At 40.5% G+C, this 23,228-nt stretch carries 19 protein-coding genes and 2 pseudogenes; 6 read left to right on the top strand and 15 right to left on the bottom strand.

Translation table 11 applies throughout. The features are described 5' to 3' along the window. Positions 1-17 precede the first annotated feature (17 nt). The 3 genes from parE to folE all read right to left on the bottom strand — a co-directional run bounded on the left by parE (position 18) and on the right by folE (position 3,561). Entirely contained in the window at positions 18-1,931 is a 1,914-nt protein-coding gene (parE, locus tag A6B41_RS03700) for a DNA topoisomerase IV subunit B (protein WP_027074963.1), read from the bottom strand. A gap of 98 nt (positions 1,932-2,029) precedes the next feature. Then, positions 2,030-2,815, bottom strand: a complete 786-nt coding sequence (gene truA / locus A6B41_RS03695) for a tRNA pseudouridine(38-40) synthase TruA (protein ID WP_027074964.1) — start codon at positions 2,813-2,815, stop codon at positions 2,030-2,032. 56 nt (positions 2,816-2,871) lie between these two features. Continuing rightward, positions 2,872-3,561 carry a GTP cyclohydrolase I FolE gene (folE, locus tag A6B41_RS03690; protein WP_032847528.1) on the bottom strand — a complete coding sequence of 230 codons (690 nt, stop codon included), beginning with the start codon at positions 3,559-3,561 and terminating at the stop codon, positions 2,872-2,874. Between the two features lie 99 nt (positions 3,562-3,660). Here folE and A6B41_RS03685 point away from each other — a divergent pair, with 99 nt between their 5' ends. Next, positions 3,661-4,371: a 3-deoxy-D-manno-octulosonic acid kinase gene (locus A6B41_RS03685; protein WP_027074966.1), complete on the top strand. Its 711-nt coding sequence runs from the start codon at positions 3,661-3,663 to the stop codon at positions 4,369-4,371. A gap of 24 nt (positions 4,372-4,395) precedes the next feature. Here A6B41_RS03685 and ubiH read toward each other — a convergent pair whose 3' ends face one another. The 11 genes and pseudogenes from ubiH to A6B41_RS03630 form a co-directional block, all read right to left on the bottom strand. Next, the gene (ubiH, locus tag A6B41_RS03680) at positions 4,396-5,592 is read right to left on the bottom strand and encodes a 2-octaprenyl-6-methoxyphenyl hydroxylase (protein ID WP_027074967.1); all 1,197 of its coding nucleotides are present in this window, start codon (positions 5,590-5,592) and stop codon (positions 4,396-4,398) included. An 8-nt stretch (positions 5,593-5,600) separates the two neighbouring features. Next, the gene (locus tag A6B41_RS03675) at positions 5,601-6,056 is read right to left on the bottom strand and encodes an NUDIX hydrolase (protein ID WP_027074968.1); all 456 of its coding nucleotides are present in this window, start codon (positions 6,054-6,056) and stop codon (positions 5,601-5,603) included. Continuing rightward, positions 6,056-7,096 carry a selenide, water dikinase SelD gene (gene selD, locus A6B41_RS03670; RefSeq protein WP_084493771.1) on the bottom strand — a complete coding sequence of 347 codons (1,041 nt, stop codon included), beginning with the start codon at positions 7,094-7,096 and terminating at the stop codon, positions 6,056-6,058. Before selD ends, A6B41_RS03675 begins: the two co-directional genes overlap by 1 nt. A gap of 116 nt (positions 7,097-7,212) precedes the next feature. Continuing rightward, positions 7,213-9,176: pseudogene (locus A6B41_RS03665) on the bottom strand (AAA family ATPase). 174 nt (positions 9,177-9,350) lie between these two features. Then, positions 9,351-10,070: a Sir2 family NAD+-dependent deacetylase gene (gene cobB, locus A6B41_RS03660; protein ID WP_027074970.1), complete on the bottom strand. Its 720-nt coding sequence runs from the start codon at positions 10,068-10,070 to the stop codon at positions 9,351-9,353. A 27-nt stretch (positions 10,071-10,097) separates the two neighbouring features. Next, on the bottom strand, positions 10,098-10,619 hold the full coding sequence (locus tag A6B41_RS03655; RefSeq protein WP_027074971.1) for a hypothetical protein: 522 nt from the start codon (positions 10,617-10,619) through the stop codon (positions 10,098-10,100). Between the two features lie 45 nt (positions 10,620-10,664). Further along, a complete protein-coding gene (locus tag A6B41_RS03650) occupies positions 10,665-11,219 on the bottom strand; it encodes a hypothetical protein (RefSeq protein ID WP_027074972.1) in 555 nt (184 codons plus the stop codon). Positions 11,220-11,429: 210 nt separating this feature from the next. Beyond that, positions 11,430-13,358 carry a DUF262 domain-containing protein gene (locus A6B41_RS03645; protein WP_027074973.1) on the bottom strand — a complete coding sequence of 643 codons (1,929 nt, stop codon included), beginning with the start codon at positions 13,356-13,358 and terminating at the stop codon, positions 11,430-11,432. Next, positions 13,348-14,709: a DUF262 domain-containing protein gene (locus tag A6B41_RS03640; protein ID WP_027074974.1), complete on the bottom strand. Its 1,362-nt coding sequence runs from the start codon at positions 14,707-14,709 to the stop codon at positions 13,348-13,350. The genes A6B41_RS03645 and A6B41_RS03640 overlap by 11 nt, the downstream gene beginning before the upstream one ends. Before the next feature lie 67 nt (positions 14,710-14,776). Continuing rightward, positions 14,777-15,607, bottom strand: a pseudogene (locus A6B41_RS03635) (SIR2 family NAD-dependent protein deacylase). A gap of 60 nt (positions 15,608-15,667) precedes the next feature. Then, positions 15,668-16,414 carry a PP2C family protein-serine/threonine phosphatase gene (locus A6B41_RS03630; RefSeq protein ID WP_027074975.1) on the bottom strand — a complete coding sequence of 249 codons (747 nt, stop codon included), beginning with the start codon at positions 16,412-16,414 and terminating at the stop codon, positions 15,668-15,670. A 154-nt stretch (positions 16,415-16,568) separates the two neighbouring features. On the opposite strand from A6B41_RS03630, the gene A6B41_RS03625 reads away from it, so the two are divergent. Next, positions 16,569-17,585, top strand: coding sequence for a virulence RhuM family protein (locus A6B41_RS03625; protein WP_027074976.1), 1,017 nt, complete (start codon positions 16,569-16,571; stop codon positions 17,583-17,585). Between the two features lie 51 nt (positions 17,586-17,636). Here the strand turns inward: A6B41_RS03625 and A6B41_RS03620 are convergent, their stop codons facing one another. Beyond that, positions 17,637-18,596: a helix-turn-helix transcriptional regulator gene (locus tag A6B41_RS03620; RefSeq protein ID WP_027074977.1), complete on the bottom strand. Its 960-nt coding sequence runs from the start codon at positions 18,594-18,596 to the stop codon at positions 17,637-17,639. A 154-nt stretch (positions 18,597-18,750) separates the two neighbouring features. Here A6B41_RS03620 and prfB point away from each other — a divergent pair. The 4 genes from prfB to galT all read left to right on the top strand — a co-directional run bounded on the left by prfB (position 18,751) and on the right by galT (position 23,220). Continuing rightward, positions 18,751-19,849, top strand: a protein-coding gene (gene prfB, locus A6B41_RS03615) for a peptide chain release factor 2 (RefSeq protein WP_156930230.1) whose coding sequence is annotated in 2 segments (ribosomal slippage) — positions 18,751-18,825 and positions 18,827-19,849 — 1,098 coding nt in all. Because the reading frame shifts where the segments join, the coding sequence is not laid out codon by codon here. Positions 19,850-19,928: 79 nt separating this feature from the next. After that, the gene (locus A6B41_RS03610; protein ID WP_027074979.1) at positions 19,929-20,909 is read left to right on the top strand and encodes an AEC family transporter; all 981 of its coding nucleotides are present in this window, start codon (positions 19,929-19,931) and stop codon (positions 20,907-20,909) included. A gap of 36 nt (positions 20,910-20,945) precedes the next feature. Beyond that, complete coding sequence (locus A6B41_RS03605) at positions 20,946-22,031, top strand: metallophosphoesterase (RefSeq protein ID WP_027074980.1); 1,086 nt, start codon at positions 20,946-20,948, stop codon at positions 22,029-22,031. 145 nt (positions 22,032-22,176) lie between these two features. Then, positions 22,177-23,220: a galactose-1-phosphate uridylyltransferase gene (galT, locus tag A6B41_RS03600; protein ID WP_027074981.1), complete on the top strand. Its 1,044-nt coding sequence runs from the start codon at positions 22,177-22,179 to the stop codon at positions 23,218-23,220. Positions 23,221-23,228 lie beyond the last annotated feature (8 nt).

Below are 23,228 nucleotides of genomic sequence, written 5' to 3'. Positions count from 1 at the left end.
ACTATGCCTATTTCATATCACACGGCTAAATCCGCTTCATCACCTCGATTTTGCAGCCATTGTTTACGATCTTCCGCTCTTTTTTTGCCGAGCAACATATCCATAATTTCAAAGGTACTGACCTCGCCCTCTTCTACATCCAAACTTTCATCAAATGTGAGTTGCACTAAACGGCGAGTACTCGGATCCATCGTGGTTTCACGCAATTGACTTGGGTTCATTTCACCCAAACCTTTAAAGCGTTGTACATTCGGCTTGCCTTTTTTCTTAGCTAGACGAGCCAAAATTGCTTCTTTTTCCGCTTCATCTAAGGCGTAATGCACTTCATCTTTGCCAATATCAATACGATAAAGCGGCGGCATTGCCACATAAACGTGGCCATTTTGTACCAATTTCGGGAAATGGCGTAAAAACAAGGCACATAATAAAGTCGCAATATGTAAGCCGTCTGAATCCGCATCGGCAAGAATACAAACCTTACCATAACGCAATTCATCTAATTTATCACTATCAGGATCGATCCCCAATGCGACCGCAATATCATGTACCTCTTGCGAAGCTAACACTTGATCTGATGATACTTCCCAAGTATTTAAAATCTTACCACGCAACGGCAAAATCGCTTGATACTCCTTATCTCTAGCCTGCTTTGCCGAACCGCCGGCAGAATCCCCTTCCACTAAAAAAAGCTCGGTACGGCTTAAGTCTTGTGCGGTACAGTCTGCCAATTTTCCCGGTAACGCCGGGCCGCTGACTAATTTTTTACGCACCACTTTTTTCGCTGCGCGCAAACGGCTTTGAGCAGAATTAATCGCCATTTCAGCAATCAATTTGCCGATCTGCACATTTTGGTTCAGCCATAAACTAAAGGCATCTTTTAAGCAGTTATCCACATAACTTGAGGCTTGACGGGAAGATAAACGCTCTTTGGTCTGCCCTGCAAATTGCGGCTCTTGAATTTTCAGCGAAAGCACATAGGCACAGCGGTTCCAAACATCATCAGCGGTCAGTTTAACGCCTTTCGGCAATAAGTTGTGGATTTCACAAAACTCTACCATCGCTTTGAGCAATCCATTGCGTAAACCATTCACATGCGTTCCGCCTTGCGGGGTTGGAATAAGGTTTACATAGCTTTCCGCCACCAATTCCCCACCTTCAGGCAACCACGTTAAAGCCCAACTTACCGCCTCCGTCTCTGCTGAGGTATCGCCAATAAATGGAGGATTCGGCAGCGATTCATAACCGCTTAAAGCTTCAGTTAAATAATCAGACAAACCGTCTTCGTAGTACCAAGTTTCTTCGGTGTTATTGATTTTATCAATGAAATTAATGGTGAGCTTCGGGCAAAGTACCGCTTTGGCACGCAACAAATGACGTAAACGGCTCACCGAAAATCGAGGGCTATCAAAATATTTCGGGTTTGGATAAAAACGAACAGTCGTCCCGGTTTGCTTTTTCGGACAAGAACCGATAACAGTCAGCTCCTCGACTTTCACCCCATTAGCAAAAGCAATGGAATAAACCTCACCGCCACGTTTAATTTGAATTTCCACACGCTCGGAAAGGGCATTTACCACCGAAATTCCCACACCGTGCAGACCGCCGGAGAAGGTATAGTTTTTATTTGAGAATTTACCTCCTGCGTGCAGTTTCGTTAAAATAAGCTCAACGCCTGAAATTTTCTCGGTAGAGTGAATATCCACAGGCATTCCTCGCCCATTATCCACAACTTCTAATGAATTATCGCTATGGAGAATAACATCAATTTTATCGGCATAGCCCGATAATGCTTCATCCACACTGTTATCAATCACCTCTTGCCCTAAATGGTTAGGACGTGTGGTATCGGTGTACATTCCCGGACGAAGCTGCACCGGCTCAAGATCTTTCAGAACGGTAATTTCATCCGCCCCATAGCGTTTTTCTGACATTATTCTTTCTCTTAGGCTACAAAATAAAATAAGGCTGAATTTTAAGGAAATTTAGCCTCTTTTGCAAAGTTTTGGTGAAATGATACCGCTTGCAACCTTTAATCTTCTAAAAACAACGGCCCTAAAGGCGTTTTAGGAATACCGAAATGTTCCGGGTAATGCACTTCTACCAAATACAAACCTTCCGCTTTGGCTGTGGGAGCGGCTTTTTCTCTATCTCGTTGATCTAGCACCCATTTTGCCCATTCTACAGGTTGTCTGCCCTGCCCGATTTCAAGCAAAGTGCCGACAATATTTCTGACCATATGATGCACAAAAGCATTGGCTTGAATATCAACAATCACATAATCGCCTTGACGGGAAACATTTAAATGGTGAATATTTCGCCACGGTGTGTTTGATTGGCATTTCGCCGCACGGAAAGAGGAAAAATCGTTTTCACCCAATAAAAACTGTCCTGCTTGGTGCATTTTGCTTTCATCAAGCGGGAAATGAAAATGGGTTACGCCTTTTGGCAGAATGGCTGAACGCAATTTGCTGTTATAAATAATATAACGATAACGGCGAGCAGTGGCACTAAAACGAGCGTGGAAATCATCACTCACTTCAACCGCCCATTTCACAGCAATATCATCGGGCAAATGAGCATTCGTGCCGAAACACCAACTTTGCAATGGACGAACGGCCTGAGTGTCAAAATGCACGACCTGACCTGTGCCGTGTACGCCTGCATCGGTTCTACCGGCACAAAATACTTCAACAGGGGAATCAGCCACAACAGACAACGCCTGCTCTAACTTTTGCTGCACGCTTTCCACTGCTTCTTGCCGTTGCCAGCCAAAATAGCGGCTGCCGTCATATTCAATGCCTAATGCAATTTTCATCTCAACCTCAAAACCTAATATCAAAAATAAGGGCGAAAAACTTTTCGCCCCTACGATTATTTATTTAATAAACCTAAAAATTCTTTGCGGGTTTCTCGATCATCTAGGAACACGCCACCGAAAGCCGAAGTAACGGTATAGCTGTTGGTGTCTTTCACGCCACGGCATTTTACGCAGAAATGTGTCGCTTTCACATATACTGCCACATCATCGGTTTCCAAAATGGTTTGGAAAGCAGTGAGAATCTGCTCGGTAAAGCGTTCCTGCACCTGCGGACGTTGGGCAAAAAATTGCACCACACGGTTAATTTTAGACAAACCGATCACCCACTTTTTCGGGTAATACGCCACCGCCACTTTGCCGTCAATAGTCACAAAATGATGCTCACAGGTCGAAGTTAAAGTAATATCATCTACCAACACCATTTCGCTCACCTTCATTCGGTTTTCGATATTCGTAATTTTAGGGAAAGTAGCATAATCTAATCCGCTAAAAATCTCATCCACATACATTTTTGCCAAGCGATGAGGTGTTTCTTCAAGACTGTCGTCCGTTAAATCTAAGCCGAGTAATTCCAATACTGCTTGCATATGCTGCTGAATTTCCGTACGGCGACTATCTTTATCTTTGCGATGAGCAACTGTCGGGGTCTCAATCCCTTTTGCCAATAACGCTTGGCGTACTTTCTGTGCTTCGTCAGAAATCCTATTTTCTGTTGTGTCTAATTCCGGTGAGATCGTTGTCATTGGTTTTCCTCTCAAATATAAGCCGCAAATTCTAACAAATTGACATCAAAAAAAATAGCTCTAAAATGAGCTATCATAGTTATAAATACAATATTAAACATGCGAAATAATCACTATCTCTTTAACGCCGAACTTGTTGCCGAAGAACAGGTCGAGTTTATCCAAGAATTACTCAGTTGCAAAAATTTTGAAAATTCCGACCGCTTGCTAGGCTTCTCAAAAGGTCGCGGTATTACATGGTTTTTAAAAACTAAGGCTGAACTTGGCATAAACATCGTACTTCGCCATTACTATCGAGGCGGATTATTCGGAAAATTGGTGAAAGATAGTTATTTCTTTAGCGGATTTAAACAGACTCGGGCATACCAAGAATTTTTCTTGCTACAGCAAATGTTGGCATGGAATTTACCGGTACCACGCCCTGTGGCAATCAAGGTGGTTAGAACCTTATGTTGCTATCGTGCAGATATTATGCTGGAAAAACTGGATAACACACAGGATTTGAGCAAAAGCTTACAATCTCGGGCTTTATCAGCCGAGCAATATGAACAAATTGGAAAGTTGATTCGCCATTTGCATAATCACCAAGTTCATCATTCTGATTTGAATATTCATAATATTCTACTAGACGATAAATCCAAATTTTGGCTGATTGATTTCGATAAATGCCGTATTCAAAAAGGCGATATTTGGAAAAAAGGTAATTTAGCCCGTCTGCTACGTTCTTTTAAAAAAGAGCAAGCGAGGTTAAATATTTTATTTAAAGATGAAGACTGGCAATCCATTTTGAAAGGTTATTTAGCGGAATAAGGACGCATGAATACGTCCTTCAAACTACCACCCCAACGCCTTATTGGCTACCCAATCACGCGCGTTAGAAGAATGTGAAACCGCAAATAACGCAAAATTCCGCCCTATTTGCACAGGTAACATTTCGCAAGAAAAGAGTGAAATCAAACCGCTTGTTGAGCTCATCATACTAACCTGATCTCGCTCTCGCCTTTTTTCAAATTCAACCAACAGCGAAAATTCGCCAATATCCTTGCCTTGCTTAAAGGCATCGGCAACTGAAGTAGCTAAACTAAAGAGATCACGCAAACCAAGGTTAAAACCTTGCCCGGCAACAGGATGCAGCATTTGTGCGGCATTGCCGACCACCGCCAAACGGTGGTGAATATGCGATTCCGCTTTTTGCAAAATGAGAGGATAAACAAACCGCTTGCTCACACGCAAAAACTGCCCTAGCTTCCAGCCAAATTGCTGCTGTAATTGAGCTAAAAATTCGCTATCTGACAATTGCATTAACGTCTTAGCTTCTTTCACACACCAAACCAACGACATACAACTCCCCGCCAAAGGCAATAAAGCAAAAGGCCCTTGCTCGGTAAAATATTCAAACGCCTGATTTTGATGATGCTCGCTCAACTCCACATTCGCAATCACCGCCGATTGCCCGTAATCTTTAACCTGTTGCGTTGCTACGCCACATTGTTTGGCAATATTTGATTGAATACCGTCAGCGGCAACCAGTAAGCGGCAGCTTAGTTGCTCACCACTGGCTAAAGTCAACTTACAACCTTGTTGTGAGCGTTCAATTACCTCCACTTCATTTGGACAGAAAGTGTGGATATTCGGCTGTTTTTCGAGGCAAGCGGTCAATTTCTTGCCTAATTTTGCTAATTCCACCACCGCACCAAGCTGAGGAATATTCTGCTCTGCCGCTTTCAGCGTGGCTTTGCCGAAATGCCCTTTATCCGCCACTTGGATTTGATGAATCGGGGTAGCGATAGCTTGAATCACCGCACCCAAATTTTCACCTGCAAGCGGTATAATTTGGCTCATTTTTTGCAAACTGCCTTGGGCTAATGCAATGCTGCGCGCATCAAAACCACCTTGCTGCTCATAGTTAGGTAACAATTTTTCGACAATCGCAATTGAAATTTTGTGCTGACAAAAACTGCTTAACGCCAACGCCAACACCGAGCCGGTAACGGCTCCGCCTACAATCACAACATCAAACTGCCTTTCCATTCCTACTCCTAAACCACCGCTTGCAAAATCGCTAACGGATAACACTCGCCTTTTAAATAATCCTGTACTGACTGAATCACCAACGGACTTCGCTCACACTGCCCTTCTTGCTGAATATAGTGATGGAACTCATCAAGCGTAAGCCACATCGCTTGGGTAATATCCGCATCTTTAGGTTGCGGCTCTAGCCAATCTTCCAACTCCACCGCAAACACAAAACGCAGATAATCAGTTTGGCTGCGAGGGGCTTGCCATTGATAAACACGAATCAGGCTGCTGATCTCAGCTTGAATGCCTGTTTCTTCAAATAGCTCCCGCTTTGCCGCTTCAAGCAACGTTTCATTTTGCTCTAAATGTCCTGCCGGCTGATTCAAGGTGCGTTTGCCATATTCGATTTCTTCGACAAACAAAAACTTGCCCTTGCAATGCACCACACAGGCAAGGGTAACATTCGGTTTAAACATTAAATGACCTCAATTAACGCTTTACCTTCTTCTTGTTCAAGTAATCTACCAACATGAAATAAAGAAACACAGGCATTTTTTGCAATTTGTTGGACTTTTTCAACCGCTTGCGGCAACACTGCAACAAGTAATCCACCCGAAGTTTGTGGATCGCACAAAATCGCTTTTTGCTCGTCTGTCATTGCAGAAATTAAATGACCATAGCTGTCAAAATTGCGGGTTGTACCGCCCGGCACAGCTCCTAAAGCGATGTAATCTTTTGTCCCGTCAAGAGTTTGAATATCCGCAAAATGCACTTCGGCACGCACATTTGAGCCTTGGCACACCTCGCTTAAATGACCTAACAGCCCGAAGCCTGTTACATCCGTCATTGCCGTGACTTCAGGTAGCTCAGAAAATTCCGCTCCAATCAAATTGATTTGGCACATTACCTCACTTGCCAAATGCTGATGTTCAGGCTGAAGTAATCCCTTTTTCTCTGCCGTGGTTAAAATGCCAATACCTAACGGTTTAGTTAAAAACAGCTCACAACCTGCCACCGCCGAAGCATTACGTTTTACACGCTCGGTTGGCACCACGCCGGTTACCGCTAAACCAAAAATCGGCTCGGGCGAATCAATCGAATGCCCTCCCGCCAAAGCAATACCTGCCTGCTGACAGGCAAAACGCCCGCCCTCAACAATTTGCTGAGCCACTTCCGCTGGCAATTTATTGACCGGAAAGCCCAGAATGGCAATCGCCATAATCGGCTTACCACCCATCGCAAAAATATCACTAATTGCGTTAGCAGAGGCGATCCGCCCGAAATCAAACGGATCATCTACAATCGGCATAAAAAAGTCCGTTGTACTGATAATCGCCTGCCCATTGCCTAGATCATAAACCGCCGCATCATCCGCCGTTTCATTGCCTACTAACAAGTTCGGGTCGATAAATTTGTCTAATTGAGTTTGTAAAATTGTCCCTAACACCTTAGGAGAAATTTTACAGCCTCAACCCGCCCCATGGCTGAACTGGGTCAATCTAATCGGTTCAGACATCTCGCCTCCATCATTAATCAAAATTACGCTTATTGTACGCTAACAAGCGGTAAAATTCGGCAAGTTTTTTGCAAAAAATTCCGGAAAATTTGCCGAATTTCACCGCTTATTTTATCTTACATTATCCATTTTTCTAAATTAGTCTCTACTTTGGGTTTCAATGCCAACTCATTTTCCAACGCATTAACCCACTCTACGCTATTCTCAAAAGGAGCAAAACGATGGCGGCGAGCCACAGCCGCAAAATCGCCTAATGTCAGATTATCGAAATAATAGAACCGAGAAAGCTCTTGCTCACTCAACTCCACCAATCCCAATATTCTAGCTTGGCTGATAGCAGCTTTTTTTCGCTGTTCCGGCTGTAAATAATCAAACTTCAATTTAAGATCAAAACGGCGTAAAGCCGCAGGGTCGAGATTGTCCATTAAATTGGTAGAGACAATCAACAAGCCTTCAAATTTTTCAATTTGCGTTAGCATTTCATTAACGAAACTATGTTCCCAGCTACGTTGTCCGCTTTCACGAGCAAATAAGAACGTATCGACTTCATCAAAAATCAGCACCATATTGTTCTCTTTCGCTTTTCGGAACGCTTCTGCAATCTGTTGTTCGGTTCCTCCGACAAATGGACTCAATAAATCCGAACCTTGTTGAACCAATGCTTGCAAGCCCATTTCCTGTGCCAGCCAATTTGCCCAAGCGGTTTTGCCGGTTCCCGGTGGGCCGTAGCAACAAATTCGCCCACGTTTAGTGCGTTTTAGCCCTTCGCTGATTTTGTGCATATTTTCCGCACAATTTACCCAATCTAAATTGTAGGCAATTTTGCTTTCAACAAGCGGTTCAATTTTGCGAAAACCTTGCGAAACCAGCGTTTGATTAAACATTCCCAACGCTTTTTCTGCAAACTCCGTTGAATTTTCAGCCTGTAAACAGTTCATCACATTAAAGATGCGAGTTAATACCGCTGGCGATAAATCGGCATTTCAAAAATCATATCAAAACGGCGGAGATAGGCATTGTCAATGCAGCTAACCGAATTGGAAATCCAGATCATCGGAATCGCATTATTTTCCAAGAAATCATTGACCCAAGCCTTATGCTCTTGGGCAACAGAACGCTCGGTAAATGAACTGGCGAACACATCTTCCACTTCATCAAAAATAATCACTGCACCTTTGCCCACCAGCAATTTTTGCGCCAAACGGCAATTCTCTAAACGCGTTTTTCCACTTAGCACATCGCCATCTTTATCTTGATTTGCCATTGTGTAAGCTGGCAGATTGAGCGTATTCGCCAGCAGTGCCGCAAATTCGGTTTTCCCTGTTCCTGCCGCTCCGTAGAGCAGAATATTTACACCTTTTTTCGCATTTTTTGTGGCAACTTCGAGATAATTCAGCATCATTTCACGACTTTTCGCAATATATTCATAATCACTTAACTGCAATATCGGCGGTATGGTTGGCACAGTTGCACGCTCGATCAAAGATTGCTCGGTAATCGGTAAAATCCCAAAATCATCGAAATCTAAGGCATCTCCCCACCCCAAATACTCACGAAACTGCTCAGGATTATAGCCACGCTCAATCAAACCGTAGCTATTTAATTTGCTCTGTTTCCCCAACACCGATTTTACTTCTTTATGGCTTATCCCCAGCAAATCGGATAACACCAACGCAGTTTGATTTAAATCCATATGCGGAAAATACTCTAATAAATTGCGTAAATTCCGCTCTGCCCGAAAGTGAAAGGCAAACTGCATCACCGCTTGTTCACACGGGTTCAAATCCAAAAATTGTGCCAATTTCGCCAAATTTTCATACGCTACCTGCCAAAGTTCTGGCAGATCATTCTGACTCACAATCGCACGATAACGTGCTTTCAATAAATCACGGGCAAGGGGTTTGAGTTCTTTCTCTTTTTCCATCTCCTCAGGCAAGCCCATAGCGAATGCCACATCATCTCGACGATAATTGTCATTACGGAAAAACTCCGAAAATAATCGATGCTCGAACATTGCTTTCAGCATAATTTTTTCAGAATAAAGGGAAACGGTTGAAGGGTTTAATTGATAGTTACTCATAAAACATTCCTCTGCTGATTTCACATCAGTAATTCTATTTATCAACACGACAAGTTGTGTCGCATTCAATGCTTTATGGTAGATTTTGATCGGACGAGCGGCATTATAGCGGTGAAAAATAAAAACGCAAGCGGCCGATTTTGCAGATTTTTTTATAAAATTGACCGCTTGCAACTAGGCTTCAAGGCTTGCCAAAATCTCTTCGACAAACTGTGAAACAACTTCCGTAGCTTTACCGTAACGAGCTTCTTTAAAAGCAGTTTTGACTTTACTCGGCTCTAAATTGAGCTCGACCGTGTAGGATTTCCAGCGATTTGCCTTTTCAACAAAACCAGCAGCAGGGTAAACATTGTCCGATGTGCCAATGGAGACAAAAATATCGCAATCGTAAATCGCCTCATCAATCTCTAACATTTGCAACGGAATTTCTCCGAACCAAACAATATGCGGACATAGCCGAGCGGGCTGAATACAGCAAGTACAGCGACTTTCGTCCGTCACATCGCCGTGCCATTCATAGACTGTACCTTTGTTCGGGCAACGGACTTTCAGCAATTCGCCGTGCATATGAATCACGTTTTTGCTGCCTGCACGTTCGTGTAAGTTATCGACATTTTGTGTGACAATCAGTAGATTTTCGCCGAGTTTCTCTTCCAATTTAGCTAAGGCAAGATGAGCCGCATTGGGTTGCACTTCGGGATCAAACAGTTTTCGGCGGCGTTCGCTATAAAAACGTTGGACTAACTCCCGATCTCGTTTATAGCCCTCAGGTGTTGCGACATCTTCTACCCGATGATTTTCCCACAAGCCGTCTTCGGCACGGAATGTACGAATGCCAGACTCGGCAGAAATACCAGCACCGGTTAGCACCACGATTTTAAGATCTTTTTTCATTTTAATGTTCCTTATTATTCCCATAATTTAAAAAATATTGATAGCTCTGCTTTTCAATAAAGTAGTATTCTTCCATTGTCTGTTTTGGATCAATTCATCCATATTCAGCGTATGATCAAACATCGCATATTGGTATGAATTTTCTCCCCCTGTTCCCCAAATAATGTTTTTCAACGTGAGTTTCCGATAAATCGGAATCAATAACGGCACAAGTAAACTTTCACAAAATAATGTTTTAGGATCATCAAAACGTGTCTGATTTATCCAGCCAAAGTCATAAAATTTACCGTTCTCTTCGCATATCACGCAATCAACACTTATCGGCATATCAAAAAATAGCTCTCCGTTTTCTAAGGTAAATTGATAGCAGTAACTGCCCTCAAAATGGGTATTGGAGTGCTTAATAAAGCGTAAACTTAAATACTTATCCCATAATTTTGACGTGATAGTAATTTGATTACCTTTATATTCTACTATCGGCTGCTGTTTTTGTACCTCCTGCAAGGCAATAAAACCGTTAATAACCCATTGGGTGAAATCTACTTTCATTGCAATTTCTCCAAATAACCAAACCGATTTTCTGCTATTTCTGCATTACTTGTAAATTTCCACATTCCCACTAATATGGCAATTTGCTTCAATTTTAGCATTACCATAAATCCGAGCATTATCTGAAATCCGAATTTCGCCAATATAGTTTCCACCAATTTTGGGATTTCCAAAAATTTTCACTGAACCACAAATACAAGTGTCTTTCCCACCTACCGCTGCATTCCCGAAAATTTCCACCTCATCTTCAATATCGCCTTTGACTGCGACTTCGGCATTATCATAAATTTTCACATTGCCACTTATACAGCCTCTTAATACTCTCGCACTGCCATACACTTTGGCATTATGTATCAAAACTGTGTAGCCACCGATATAACCATTTTCCGATACACAAGCCTGATCCCACACTTCCGCATTATTCGCCACCCAACAATTTCCCTCGTGCGACAAATTATGCTCACCACTAATAAAACCGCCTGAATCGCCTACTTTCACTTCCCTACCATCACTTGTCGTAAAATCTCGTAAAGCCTGAATTTGATAGAGCTTTTGCTCATCATTGCCTTTATCACTTTCGATCAAACGATATTTTTTCATTTGTGACTTCTGTTTTATTGAATAAATCTAGTTTATGCAAACGTGCGATATTTTATGTCGCACAAAAGATACTTTTTGTGATTTTCTTTTTAAGAAATACATAGATACACCGCACCTTAAAACAGGCTAATTGGAAGAGTTAAAAGTCGGAAAAAGAAAAAGCGGTGCAATTTTGCAGATTTTTTGCAAGATTGCACCGCTTGTACAAGATTAGTTATTTTTTAACTTGGAGAGTCTGTCACGTTCCTCGTCAAAAATTTTCATCATTTCATTATTATGATTATTGATATTTTTTGCATTCCACTTATCATAACTAAGCATTATCGCTTGTTTAGGACTAATACATTTTAAGCTACCTGATACATATCTTTTTACTTTATCTGATGGAATCTCATCATTTAATGATGAATTTTGATAATGAGAAATCAAGCATAAATTACCAAAACTATTTAAAATCTCCTCTCTTTTAGAATCAAAAGGATCAACATCATTTAATAAACTATCTTTCTTACTTTGAGGTAAATAATGTTCGATAGAATTTCTAGACAATGAAAATATGAAGTTGTCTTTCTGTAGAAAATCATTCTTTTCACCGACTTTATTATTCCAATCTCTCCATAGAAGATAATCCAAATAATTAAATATATAGTTAGGTATATATTGACCTTTTTGATTAAATAATTTTTGCCTACTATCCTCTATATAATAATCGTAAGCCAATTTCTCCAGTATTGATATGTATGAATTAGCCAACAACCCATATCCCTCTTTAAGAGAATCACTTTTGTAAAGAATACATAAAACATCATACAGCCACTCTTTATATATTTTTTGTCTAAATGCCGTATGAAACATAGAGAGTAGCTGTACTATCTTAGTATGTTCCTCTGACGTATCATAATTAACACCTTCATTAGTAACTATTCCCTCTTTTTCTTTAGCTTCAAAAGCTGTCCCAAATGTATTCACTTCTTTGAAATAAAAATATTTTCCATTCTTATATTTTTTTAAACCATTTAAAGACCAACTATCATCTTCATCTCTTGATTTGATAATATATCTATCAAAAATCAATCTACATTTTAGCAGGCACATAATAAACTCTTTTATTTTATCTTCAGCAAGTAATTTATTAAATACCTCAAAAATAAATTTATCATTTAAAGGAATATCTTTATCATTTAAAGGAATATTTTTATTTGAAGTAAAAACTTTCAAAACAATCATTAAGAAATTAGGGAAGTCTATAATAGAGTTAAATTTCCCATCTCTAATTTCATCATAATTATTGTTATTAACATCACTGTTAATAATTTTATGTCCATCTAATAATGATAAAATATCTCTTTTATCACTACTATATTTATCAGGTTCTGATTTTATTACTGCCAGCATCTTATCAAAATCTGATGGTATTTTCTCACAAAAATCACCAAAGAAATTTTCATTCGTCCTAACACTTTTACTATCATCATTAGAATATGGAAAACGCTTGATAGCATAAACATTCATATCCGAACAAGAATCCCAAATTAAGGAAAACAAAGATCTTTCATTTTCTTGAAGTTTATCCATCAATCTTGCTTTTAGTACTTCGTGTTTTTCTAATTGCTCACCACGATTATTCATAATTTCAAAATAATGGTTAAGATCCGTATTTTCAGGCACTTCTGTTCTAAGAATAACAACTCTTTCAAGTAAAAAATTGAAAAACTTCTGTTTTTTATCCTCATCTAATAATTCATTATAATTTTTGATAATCTGAAACCCTTGCTCTATACTATTTTTCTGAGATTGTTTAGAGTGAAGTTTTTCAAAACTATCATTTGATTCCTCTCGATGCTCAAAATCCAAATAGATATTTTTTTCTTTATTGTAATAACTTAATAGTAGCTTTAATGTGGTTAAGCGTTGTTGCCCATCAATCACTTCATATCCGTCTTTACGCTTGGACACCACTAGGCTACCTATATAATAGTTTTTACCTTCATTTTTATTTAAGGCTTCGAAAATATCTTGAATAAGTAATTCAATTTCATCTTTACCCCAAGCATAATTACGCTGATATATTGGCACAATATATCTATCACTGTTACATAAATCTTTTATATGTGATGTTTTTACTTGCTCATTCGTCATTCTTATCTTCCTCAATATTTTTAAGTATAGAAACCAATCCTGTTTTATTACCCTTATCAAATTCAATGCTGTATTCATCAATAATAAACTCTAGAAATTCTCTTGAGTTATCAGATCTTATTAAATGAGAGAAAGAGCTATTTGAGTGATAAACTTCATTTTCCACCATTCTATAGAATACTCTACCCTGCATTAAACGAATCCGATAGCACCATTTAAAGCATTTTTCTACGGCTTGAACGAGATTTTCTGTACCAAATTTATCGTAGTAGAGCATTACCAAACATTTAAATAAATTCTTGATATATTTATCACCGGTTCGATAAGAACCGGAGTATTCATCAATATACCTTAATAAATTATTGTCATAGTCCTTCAATTTTCCTGAAAAAATCTCGGAGCTTGTCAAGAACCCTGTCTGCTTATCAAATAAGAAAATATAGCTTTCTCTATAATGCTCGATATAACGGAAAAAGAGTTCCCCATTCACAATAGGTTGAACAGATTGAAAGTGAATTTTAGCAAACCGGCTATCTATTAAAGTAGGGAAAACCTGATACATTTTATATAAGTTAAAACTTGCAAGTTGCTGTGTAATATAAGGATAATTTTTATCTGCACCCGCACCCTTGAATGTATCCAACTCCTTATTTGTGAATCTTTCTGCTGTCTGATATTTCTGCCAACGCCGTAATCTGAACAAAGTTTCGCTGATAACTTCTTTTAAATCTGCAATCTCAGCTTCTACTGCACTTTCCCAATTTTCTACACATTGATAAATCGTTTCTTTATCTGCATTAAGTTCTCTTAAATGGTAAGCCTTTAATAAATCATAAGGAGCAAGCGATTTTCCCCTTGCATTTTGAGCATCAAAGAATTGGAAAGCTTCATCAATATCTTCTAATTCAATGTAAACAAATTCACAATTTTCTAAAATATAGTTAGCAAAGCCCTGTTTGTCTTTTACTCTTTCTTGAATAAATTGCTCAACCGCATTTTTATTCATTATAAGATTATCAGCACTGATACTATGAGAAAGATTCTCTGATAATAACGGAAAAGTAGAATCATTAGTTAATAAATATAAAATCACACTAAGACTAATCAAACGTTGTTGTCCATCTACTATATTGAATTTTCCTTTTTCATCTTTATGAATAACAACAGCCCCAACCCGATAAATTTTCTTACCATTTTCAAAATGAAAATAGAGATCGCTTAGTAGTTGAGTGATATTTTTTATCGACCATTTATAAGGTCGCTGGTAATCTGGAATAGAGAGTTTCTCTCTTATAACATCTTCAATTTTTCTAATTTTAGCAATTTCTTTTTCAGTATTCGGTTGGCTCATTTCTGCTCCTTTATTACACTATTCCAATGTTTTCATTGTATCAAACATTTGCAGATTTCCGTTGAATTTAACCCGCTTGTAATACCTTATCAATCATTTTCAATGCTGCCAATCCACCCATTTCCAAACTCAAAAAATGCATTTTCGGCACGCCGGCATCAATAGAGTTAATTCGAATCAAACCGCCTTTTTTCTGTTTGGCGGTGCGTTCGGAAAAATTACGCACGGTTGGAATCGCTTTGCCTGCTCCAATTTCGATCACCACTGGTCGCTCCGTTTTGCAAAGCCACTCTTCAAGCAATATCTGTTTGCCGAGTTGATAGTTTCCCGCATATTTCCTGTCGTTGAACATCAGTACATTTTGACGGGCTAAGCCGCCGCAGTCAGGGCAACGTGGAGCTTCACTCAACACAAGGCACTATTCATCATCGGTAATAGGTCGGTAGCCGTACGACCACCACGATCTACCTTGGCAATTTGCGACACACTGCAAGCGGTCTAATGTGCCGTGACATTCGTAAATTCGGGCTTCTGAAAAACCTGCTTTGCGGAAATGTCCGTCCATGTTGCTGGTGAACACAAAATAGCCGTGAGGTTTAGCCTCCGCCCAGCGTTTAAGAATAGCGTAGCCCTCGTGCGGTTCGGCTTGGCGATATTGGTTTAAGCGGTGAGCGAAAAACCATTTGGCAAGCTCGGGGCGTTCTTGATAAGCAAGCGGTGTCGCAATATCCATAAATTGCAAATCGAATTTTTTAAGCGGTGGATAAGCATTCCAAAATCCGCCCACGCTGCGGAAATCGGGCAAACCGCTATCTACCGACATTCCTGCCCCTGCGGTAATTAAAATGCCGTCTGCTTGGCAAATCAGTTCGGCAGCGTAATTGAGATCGTTTTTCATATTTTGCTCCCCTGTTTTTGATGATTTTACCTATTCGTGCGGCAAATTGTGTCGCACAAATCATAAAATCTCACATATCACGACCGAAAAATCATCATACAAGCGGTATTTTTTGACGAGTTTTCTGCAAATTTGCAGCATCTCTTGATTTGTAGCGTATTTTCGCCAAATCATTTCAATCTGTTTGGGTGTAAGATAATCGTAAAAACCGTCAGAACAAAGCAACATACTTTCTCCTTTTCCTAGCTGAAATTCGGCAGAATGAATACGGAAATCCTCCGCTTCAAAATCTGCGGTAATACAGTCGGATAACGCTCGGTACATTGAGGCATACTCTGCCCTTTCATTCGCTAATCCCTGAGCTTTCATTTCATTCAATACCGTATGATCTAAACTTAATTGCTGCCACTCTCCGCTTGCAGTGATTTTATACGCTCGGCTGTCGCCGACATTCAGAATTTTGCCTTTACCATTGGCATCTAATTCGCAACCGACAAAGGTGCTGCTTATGCCAAAATGAGAAGTCGCATATTTTTCACAAAGCTCAAATTGTGTGTTTCTCAACCATATTGAGTTTAGCTCTCGGCACTCACCTAACTTTTCCATTAAGAAACGGCTGGCGAGCTGCGACTTTGAACTGTGCGAAACACCGTCCGCCACACCGAAAATCACCTTGTCTTTATCCAAAAGCTCACTTTCGGCATTTTTACATTGCCATTGATAAACAGCTTTACCGTTGAATAACGCATCTTGGTTTTTCTGACGATAGTTGCCGACTTGTTGGCAAAACGTGAGTTGAAAAGGCATTTAATCGCTCCTGTTTTGATTTTTTGCTTTTAAAACAGGCTTAGAGGGAAAATAAAAAGTCGGAAAAAATTAGAATTTCTCGATCAAGATCACAAAATTAGCCCGAAATCCAAATTGGTTTTATGGTAAGGTATGGACAAATAAAGGAGAGCCTATGCAAGATTTAATCACGCCTACCAGCGCTAACATTCTGCTCTATTCCGCACAACAAGATGTGCAAATTGAAGTGCAATACTTAGATGAAACCTTTTGGCTGACACAAAAAAGTATGGCGGAGTTGTTTAGGGTACAGCCTCATACTATCAATTTTCATTTGAAACAGATTTTTGAGACAGCGGAGTTAGAACAAATTTCAACCACTCGAAAAATTCGAATAGTTCAACAGGAAGGAAATCGTCAAGTTAGTCGTAATCTTGATTTCTACAACCTCGATGCCATTATCGCTGTCGGCTACCGAGTAAATAGCCGTGAGGCAACCCAGTTCCGCATTTGGGCAACTAAAACATTACGAGAATTTATCATCAAAGGCTTTGTCGTTGATGAGCAACGCTTAAAACAAGGAAAACAGTTCGAGCAAGATTATTTTGAGCAGCTCGTTGAGAAAATCCGTGAAATTCGGGCATCTGAACGCCGTTTTTATGAAAAAATCACGGATCTGTATGCGTTATCTTCTGATTACGATCCGAAATCTCCCCTTACCCGACAATTTTTTGCCACCGTGCAAAATAAGCTACATTGGGCAATTACAGGGAAAACCGCTGCCGAAATGATTTATCACAAAGCCGACAGTCAAGCTCCTAATATGGGGCTAACCACTTGGCGAAATGCCCCCGACGGCAAAATTTTGAAAAGCGATGTTTCTGTTGCCAAAAATTATTTAGAAGAAGCACATATCAGCGAACTCAATAGATTGGTTTCTGCTTATTTAGATTTGGCAGAAAACCGTGCCAAACGGCAAATTCTGATGAATATGGCAGAATGGGAGACATTTTTAAATAACTTCTTGATGCTCTCCAACTACCCGATTTTGCAAGATAGTGGCAAAATCAGTGCTGAAATGGCAAGAATTAAGGCAGAAACGGAATATGAAAAATTCCGTGTGATTCAGGATAAAACCTTTAAAAGCGACTTTAATCGCTTTTTAGAAGAAACCGTCCATTTTCAACGCTAATACAAGCGGGTCATTTTGCAATAAATTCTGCAAAATGACCCACTTGCTTTTCTAAATACGCTCTTTTTGAATATCCCAAATATCCTCACCGAATTTTCGCAGCCACCATTCCAGCATATCATTTTCTGCGACTATGGCTTGAATACGGTAATGCTCGTCCGTTTCTTCCACGATATTCTGATTTTTGGATAATGGCGTTTCGGTTAAATGAAACCCTGCCGATTTAGTGATAGAAAATGTCAAACAGACTTTATCGCCACTGCCAAAGCCAAGATGCCCGTCTTCTTGATAACGCTTCAGATCAAAATCAGTGGGTCGAGTAAAATTGAAGGTGGAAATTTCAACTTTTCTCAAACGATGCAAGGCAAGCAAACGGTTATCCTCAAATCCTTCATAGCGACAAACTAAATAGATACTCGCCCCTTGTTGAGCAATAGCGAGTGGCATTATAGTTGCCGAATGTTGCTTACCATACTGATTTTGGTATTCAATATGTAGCAATTTGTTCTGAAATAAAGCCTGGCTAACCGCAGCAAAAATATCTTCTTGAATTGTTGCCGGCACAAGCGGATAGCTTGTCGGCGTTGAGCAGACTTTATTAAGCCATTGATATTCGGGTTTATCTTTACTGCCTGACACCATTTTATCTGCCTGTTCAAAAAAGGGTTTCATTGATGACATTAAATTTGCTGGTAGCAGATATTTCAACTGCTGTTCAGCAAGTTTGAGTAGCAGTGACTGCTGTTCATTTAAAATCGGAAGTGCCAACCCCTGAGAGTAGAGTTTCCAACTATATCCAAACGGCTTGCTTCGTTCATCGCATTCAATATCAAAATGCTCACACAAAATTTTAAGTGTGCGTTGAATACTTCTTAAATCTCGCTCAAATCCAGCATCAAGTATCTGTTGGTGTAAGGTTTTCGCATCAATTTTTCGAGGCAATTTAGGAATTCGGCGTAGGATTTCCAGCTGTACCAGGGTTGCATCAATATCTTTGGGGCGGTTTACCATACTATTCTCCATAGAAATTTTTCAATATTATAATAAAGTTACGATATATTGTGTCGCATAAAATGAATTTTGCAAAAAATTCTGAAAATTTGACCGCTTGCGGTATAATCACGCTCTATTTTGAACGCAGAATTTAAGTAAAAAGGAAGAAATAATGTTTGAATTGAACCCGATTAAAAGCCAACTTGCTGATTTATCTCAACGAACTGAGGTAATTCGGGGGTATCTTTGACTTTGAACATAAAGTCGAACGCTTAGAAGAAGTGAATGCCGAGCTGGAACAGCCTGACGTGTGGAACAAGCCGGAAAAGGCACAGGCTCTGGGTAAAGAGCGGGCGATGTTGGAGCAGATCGTCAATACCATCAAAGCGTTAGAACAAGGCATTGAAGATGTTGAAGGTTTGATTGAGCTTGCAGTGGAAGCCGAAGATGTAGACACCTTTAACGAGGCTCAAGCCGAAGCTGACGATTTAGAGAAAAAACTCGCTGATTTAGAGTTTAAGCGAATGTTCAGCGGTCCGCATGACAGCGCCGACTGCTATTTGGACTTACAGGCCGGTTCAGGTGGCACGGAAGCGCAAGACTGGACGGAAATGTTGCTACGCATGTACCTACGTTGGGCGGAAAGCAAAGGTTTCAAAGCAGAATTGATGGAAGCCTCCGATGGTGATGTGGCAGGCATTAAATCTGCCACCGTAAAAATTTCCGGCGATTATGCTTACGGTTGGTTTAGAACTGAAACAGGTATTCACCGCTTGGTGCGTAAAAGCCCGTTTGATGCCAATAACGGCCGCCATACATCGTTCTCTGCGGCGTTCGTTTACCCTGAAATTGATGACGATATTGATATTGAGATCAACCCTGCCGATCTCCGCATTGATGTATACCGTGCCTCGGGCGCCGGTGGTCAGCACGTCAATAAAACGGAATCGGCGGTGCGGATTACCCATATGCCGAGCGGAATTGTAGTGCAGTGTCAGAACGGTCGTTCGCAACATCAAAATAAAGATCAGGCGATGAAACAGCTTAAAGCGAAGCTTTATGAGTTGGAAATGAGCAAGAAAAATGCCGAAAAACAGGCGATGGAAGATAATAAATCCGACATCGGCTGGGGCAGTCAGATCCGCTCGTATGTATTAGACGATTCCCGTATCAAAGACCACCGTACCGGCGTAGAACACCGCACTACACAACAAGTGCTAGACGGCGATTTGGACAAATTTGTGGAAGCGAGTTTGAAAGCCGGGCTTTAATATTGTCCACTGAATGCTTGAACAAGCAAAACGACTGGCACTCACAATAAGCTGAGTGCCTCATCCATAAAGATAGCCTATGTTCCTAGAATCCTTACAATTCAGCATCAGCATTACGCTGCCAACTATTTTATTAATGTTGTTTGGTATCTTTTTACGTTATCGAAAATTTATTGACGATGCATTCTGCCAGACTGCATCGAAAGTAGTGTTTAATTTTACTCTACCTCCAATGATTTTCTTTAATATGCTGAAAAGTCCGCTGGATTTTTCCAGCCAAATTAACCTGATTGCAACGGGTGTCGGTGGCACATTGCTGATTTATTTTTGGGCGGAATGGTGGGCGGCTCGCCACATTGAAAACAGACGTTATCGCTGCATTTTCACTCAAGGCACATTCCGTGCTAATGCGGCAATTTTAGGCATTGCGTTAATTCTCAATGCCTATGGCGATAAAGCCTTAGCTGCCGCTTCTGTCTATATTTCGTGTTTGGTGATTACCTTTAATGTGCTTGCCGTGATTACCCTTACCTCTTCGCTGAGCGAAAGAAAAGTGAATGTAGGCAGATTAATTATTTCAATTTTTAAAAATCCACTAATATTGGCTGTGGTGGTAGGCATTATATTTAACGTGTTTGAATTAAGTAGCCTGATTCCCAAACCGATTGAATCTGCGGGGAATTTAATTGCCGGGCTAACCTTGCCGCTGGCGTTAATTTGCACCGGAGCAAGCCTTAACTTCAAGCAGCTTAAGCAATTTAATCAAGGGGCAGAAAGTACGATTAACAAAATTGTGCTGTTTTCTGCCTCGGTTCGCTTAATTTTTGCCCCGCTGTTTTTATTACTGTTTGGCAAATTTCTTTTAGCTTTACCGCCAATGGAACTCGGCATTGTATTTGTTACCGCCTCTGCGCCTGTGGCCTCTGCCACCTATGCAATGACCCGAAATTATGGAGGCGATGGTGAAGCAGCCGCTAATTTAATTGCCGTTACCACTCTTGGCTCAATGTTGAGTGCAAGCTTGGGCTTATTTATGTTACGCCAAATGGGCTGGGTTTAATTTTATGGAACAAAATTTATTTTAATAGGAAATTACATGGAATATCGTTATTACATCACCAGCACTATTGCGATTATCGCATTACAACTTTTTTTATTCAGTTTTAGCAAAACAATAGCTTGGCTGTTTAATCTATCCGCTAAAGCTCGTAAAGCCCTTACTATCACCACCTTTTTGCTGATTAACGGCTTAGTCGTTTTACATATTACCCGCACAGTAACGCTGTTTAGACCAATGGCATTTGTGCTGGTATTGCTGCTATTTGCATTTTTTATCAGTTTTTTGACCGCTTGTATTTACAAACTCAGTCAAGGAAATCCAACCGTAAACCGTTGGCTAAAAATCTGCTACCCTTTTGCCTTTTTAGGCTTAGTCGGGCTGGGGTTTTATAATGCCTATACACCAACGGTGGTGCATTATTCGGTAAAACTAGATAAACCATTAGCCCAACCACTTCGCATTGGTATGGCAAGCGATCTGCATTTAGGTCAACTGTTTGGAGCCAAGCAACTTGATAAACTAGCAGACATTTTCAACCAAGAAAAAGTGGATCTGATTTTATTGCCTGGCGATATTATGGACGATAATATCAGCGCCTATCGAGCGGCAAATATGCAACCGCATTTAGCGAAATTGAAAGCTCCACTTGGTGTTTATGCTACCCTCGGCAACCACGATTTCTTTGGCGATCAAGAGAATATCGCACAAGAAATTACCGCTGCCGGCATCACTGTTTTATGGGATCAAGCGGTTGAAATTGACGGAAAATTTACCATTATCGGGCGAAATGATGATTTGATGAAAGACCGCCCCTCTACGGAAAAACTACTGCAAGGAGTAAATACAAACCTACCCGTGTTTTTGCTCGACCATCGCCCGACAGAAATAGAAAAACACGCACAATTACCGATTGATATACAAACCTCAGGGCATTCGCACAAAGGACAAGTTTTCCCCGCCAGCATTATTACCAAGCTGATGTATCGCCTACATTACGGCTATGAAAAAATCGGCTTCGGGCATTATTTTGTCACCTCAGGCTATGGTTTCTGGGGCGTGCCGATGCGACTAGGTTCCCAATCGGAAGTGATGATTATTGAGGTGGAAGGGAAAAATCCATAACACTTATAAGCGGTAAAATTTATCTCAAAATTTGCAAAAATGTCAGATAAATTAACCACTTGACATCATTTTTGTGAGCTATATCACAGTCATTTTTCACAACTTTCGCTATACTCTTTCTCATTCTAATTTTGAGGAGTGTTATATGAGCGAATTTGTTCTTAACGACCACCCACATCGCCGTTTTAATCCGCTGAAAAATCAGTGGATTTTGGTTTCCCCTCATCGGGCAAAACGTCCATGGCAAGGGCAACAAGAAGAAATTGTGCAAGATGATAAACCAAGCTACGATCCAACCTGCTATCTCTGTCCGGGCAATAAACGTATCACCGGTGAGCAAAATCCGAATTACACCAAGCCGTTTGTGTTTAAAAACGATTTTTCGGCGTTACTGTCCGACACACCAGCTCCTGAGCCAAATAACGATCCGCTGTTCCAAATCTCACATACCCAAGGGGAAAGCCGTGTGATTTGCTTTTCGCCCGATCACAGCAAAACCTTGCCACAACTTTCGGTTTCAGAAATTACCGATGTGGTGACCGTTTGGCAAGAGCAAGCAAACGAGCTGAAAACATCTTACCAATGGGTACAAATTTTTGAGAATAAAGGCTCAATGATGGGCTGCTCTAACCCACACCCGCACGGTCAAATTTGGGCGAGTAATTTTTTGCCGAATGAAATCACCCTTGAAGATGAATGCCAAGCCAACTATTTCGCTCAATATGGCAGCCCGCTTTTGCTGGATTATGCTAAGCGTGAACTAGAAAAAAACGAACGGATTGTTGCTGAAACCGAAGATTGGATTGCGGTGGTGCCTTACTGGGCAAGCTGGCCGTTTGAAACGTTATTGTTACCCAAAGCCAAACAATTTAAGTCGATTACTGATTTAAACGAAACGGAAAAAGCCGATTTATCCTTAGCGTTGAAAAAACTCACTACTCGCTACGATAATCTGTTTAATATCAGTTTTCCTTATTCAATGGGTTTCCATTTCGCCCCGTTTAACGGCAAAGAAAACGCCCATTGGCAGCTACACGCGCATTTTTATCCGCCACTTCTGCGTTCGGCAACAGTACGTAAATTTATGGTTGGCTATGAAATGATGGCTGAAACCCAACGAGACTTAACTCCGGAGCAGGCAGCAGAACGTTTAAATGCAGTCAGTGACATTGAACATTATAAAAAGTAAGGAATACC

This window comes from Mannheimia granulomatis, assembly GCF_013377255.1.
Classification (GTDB): domain Bacteria; phylum Pseudomonadota; class Gammaproteobacteria; order Enterobacterales; family Pasteurellaceae; genus Mannheimia; species Mannheimia granulomatis.
This window is presented reverse-complemented; position numbering and strand designations above follow the sequence as displayed.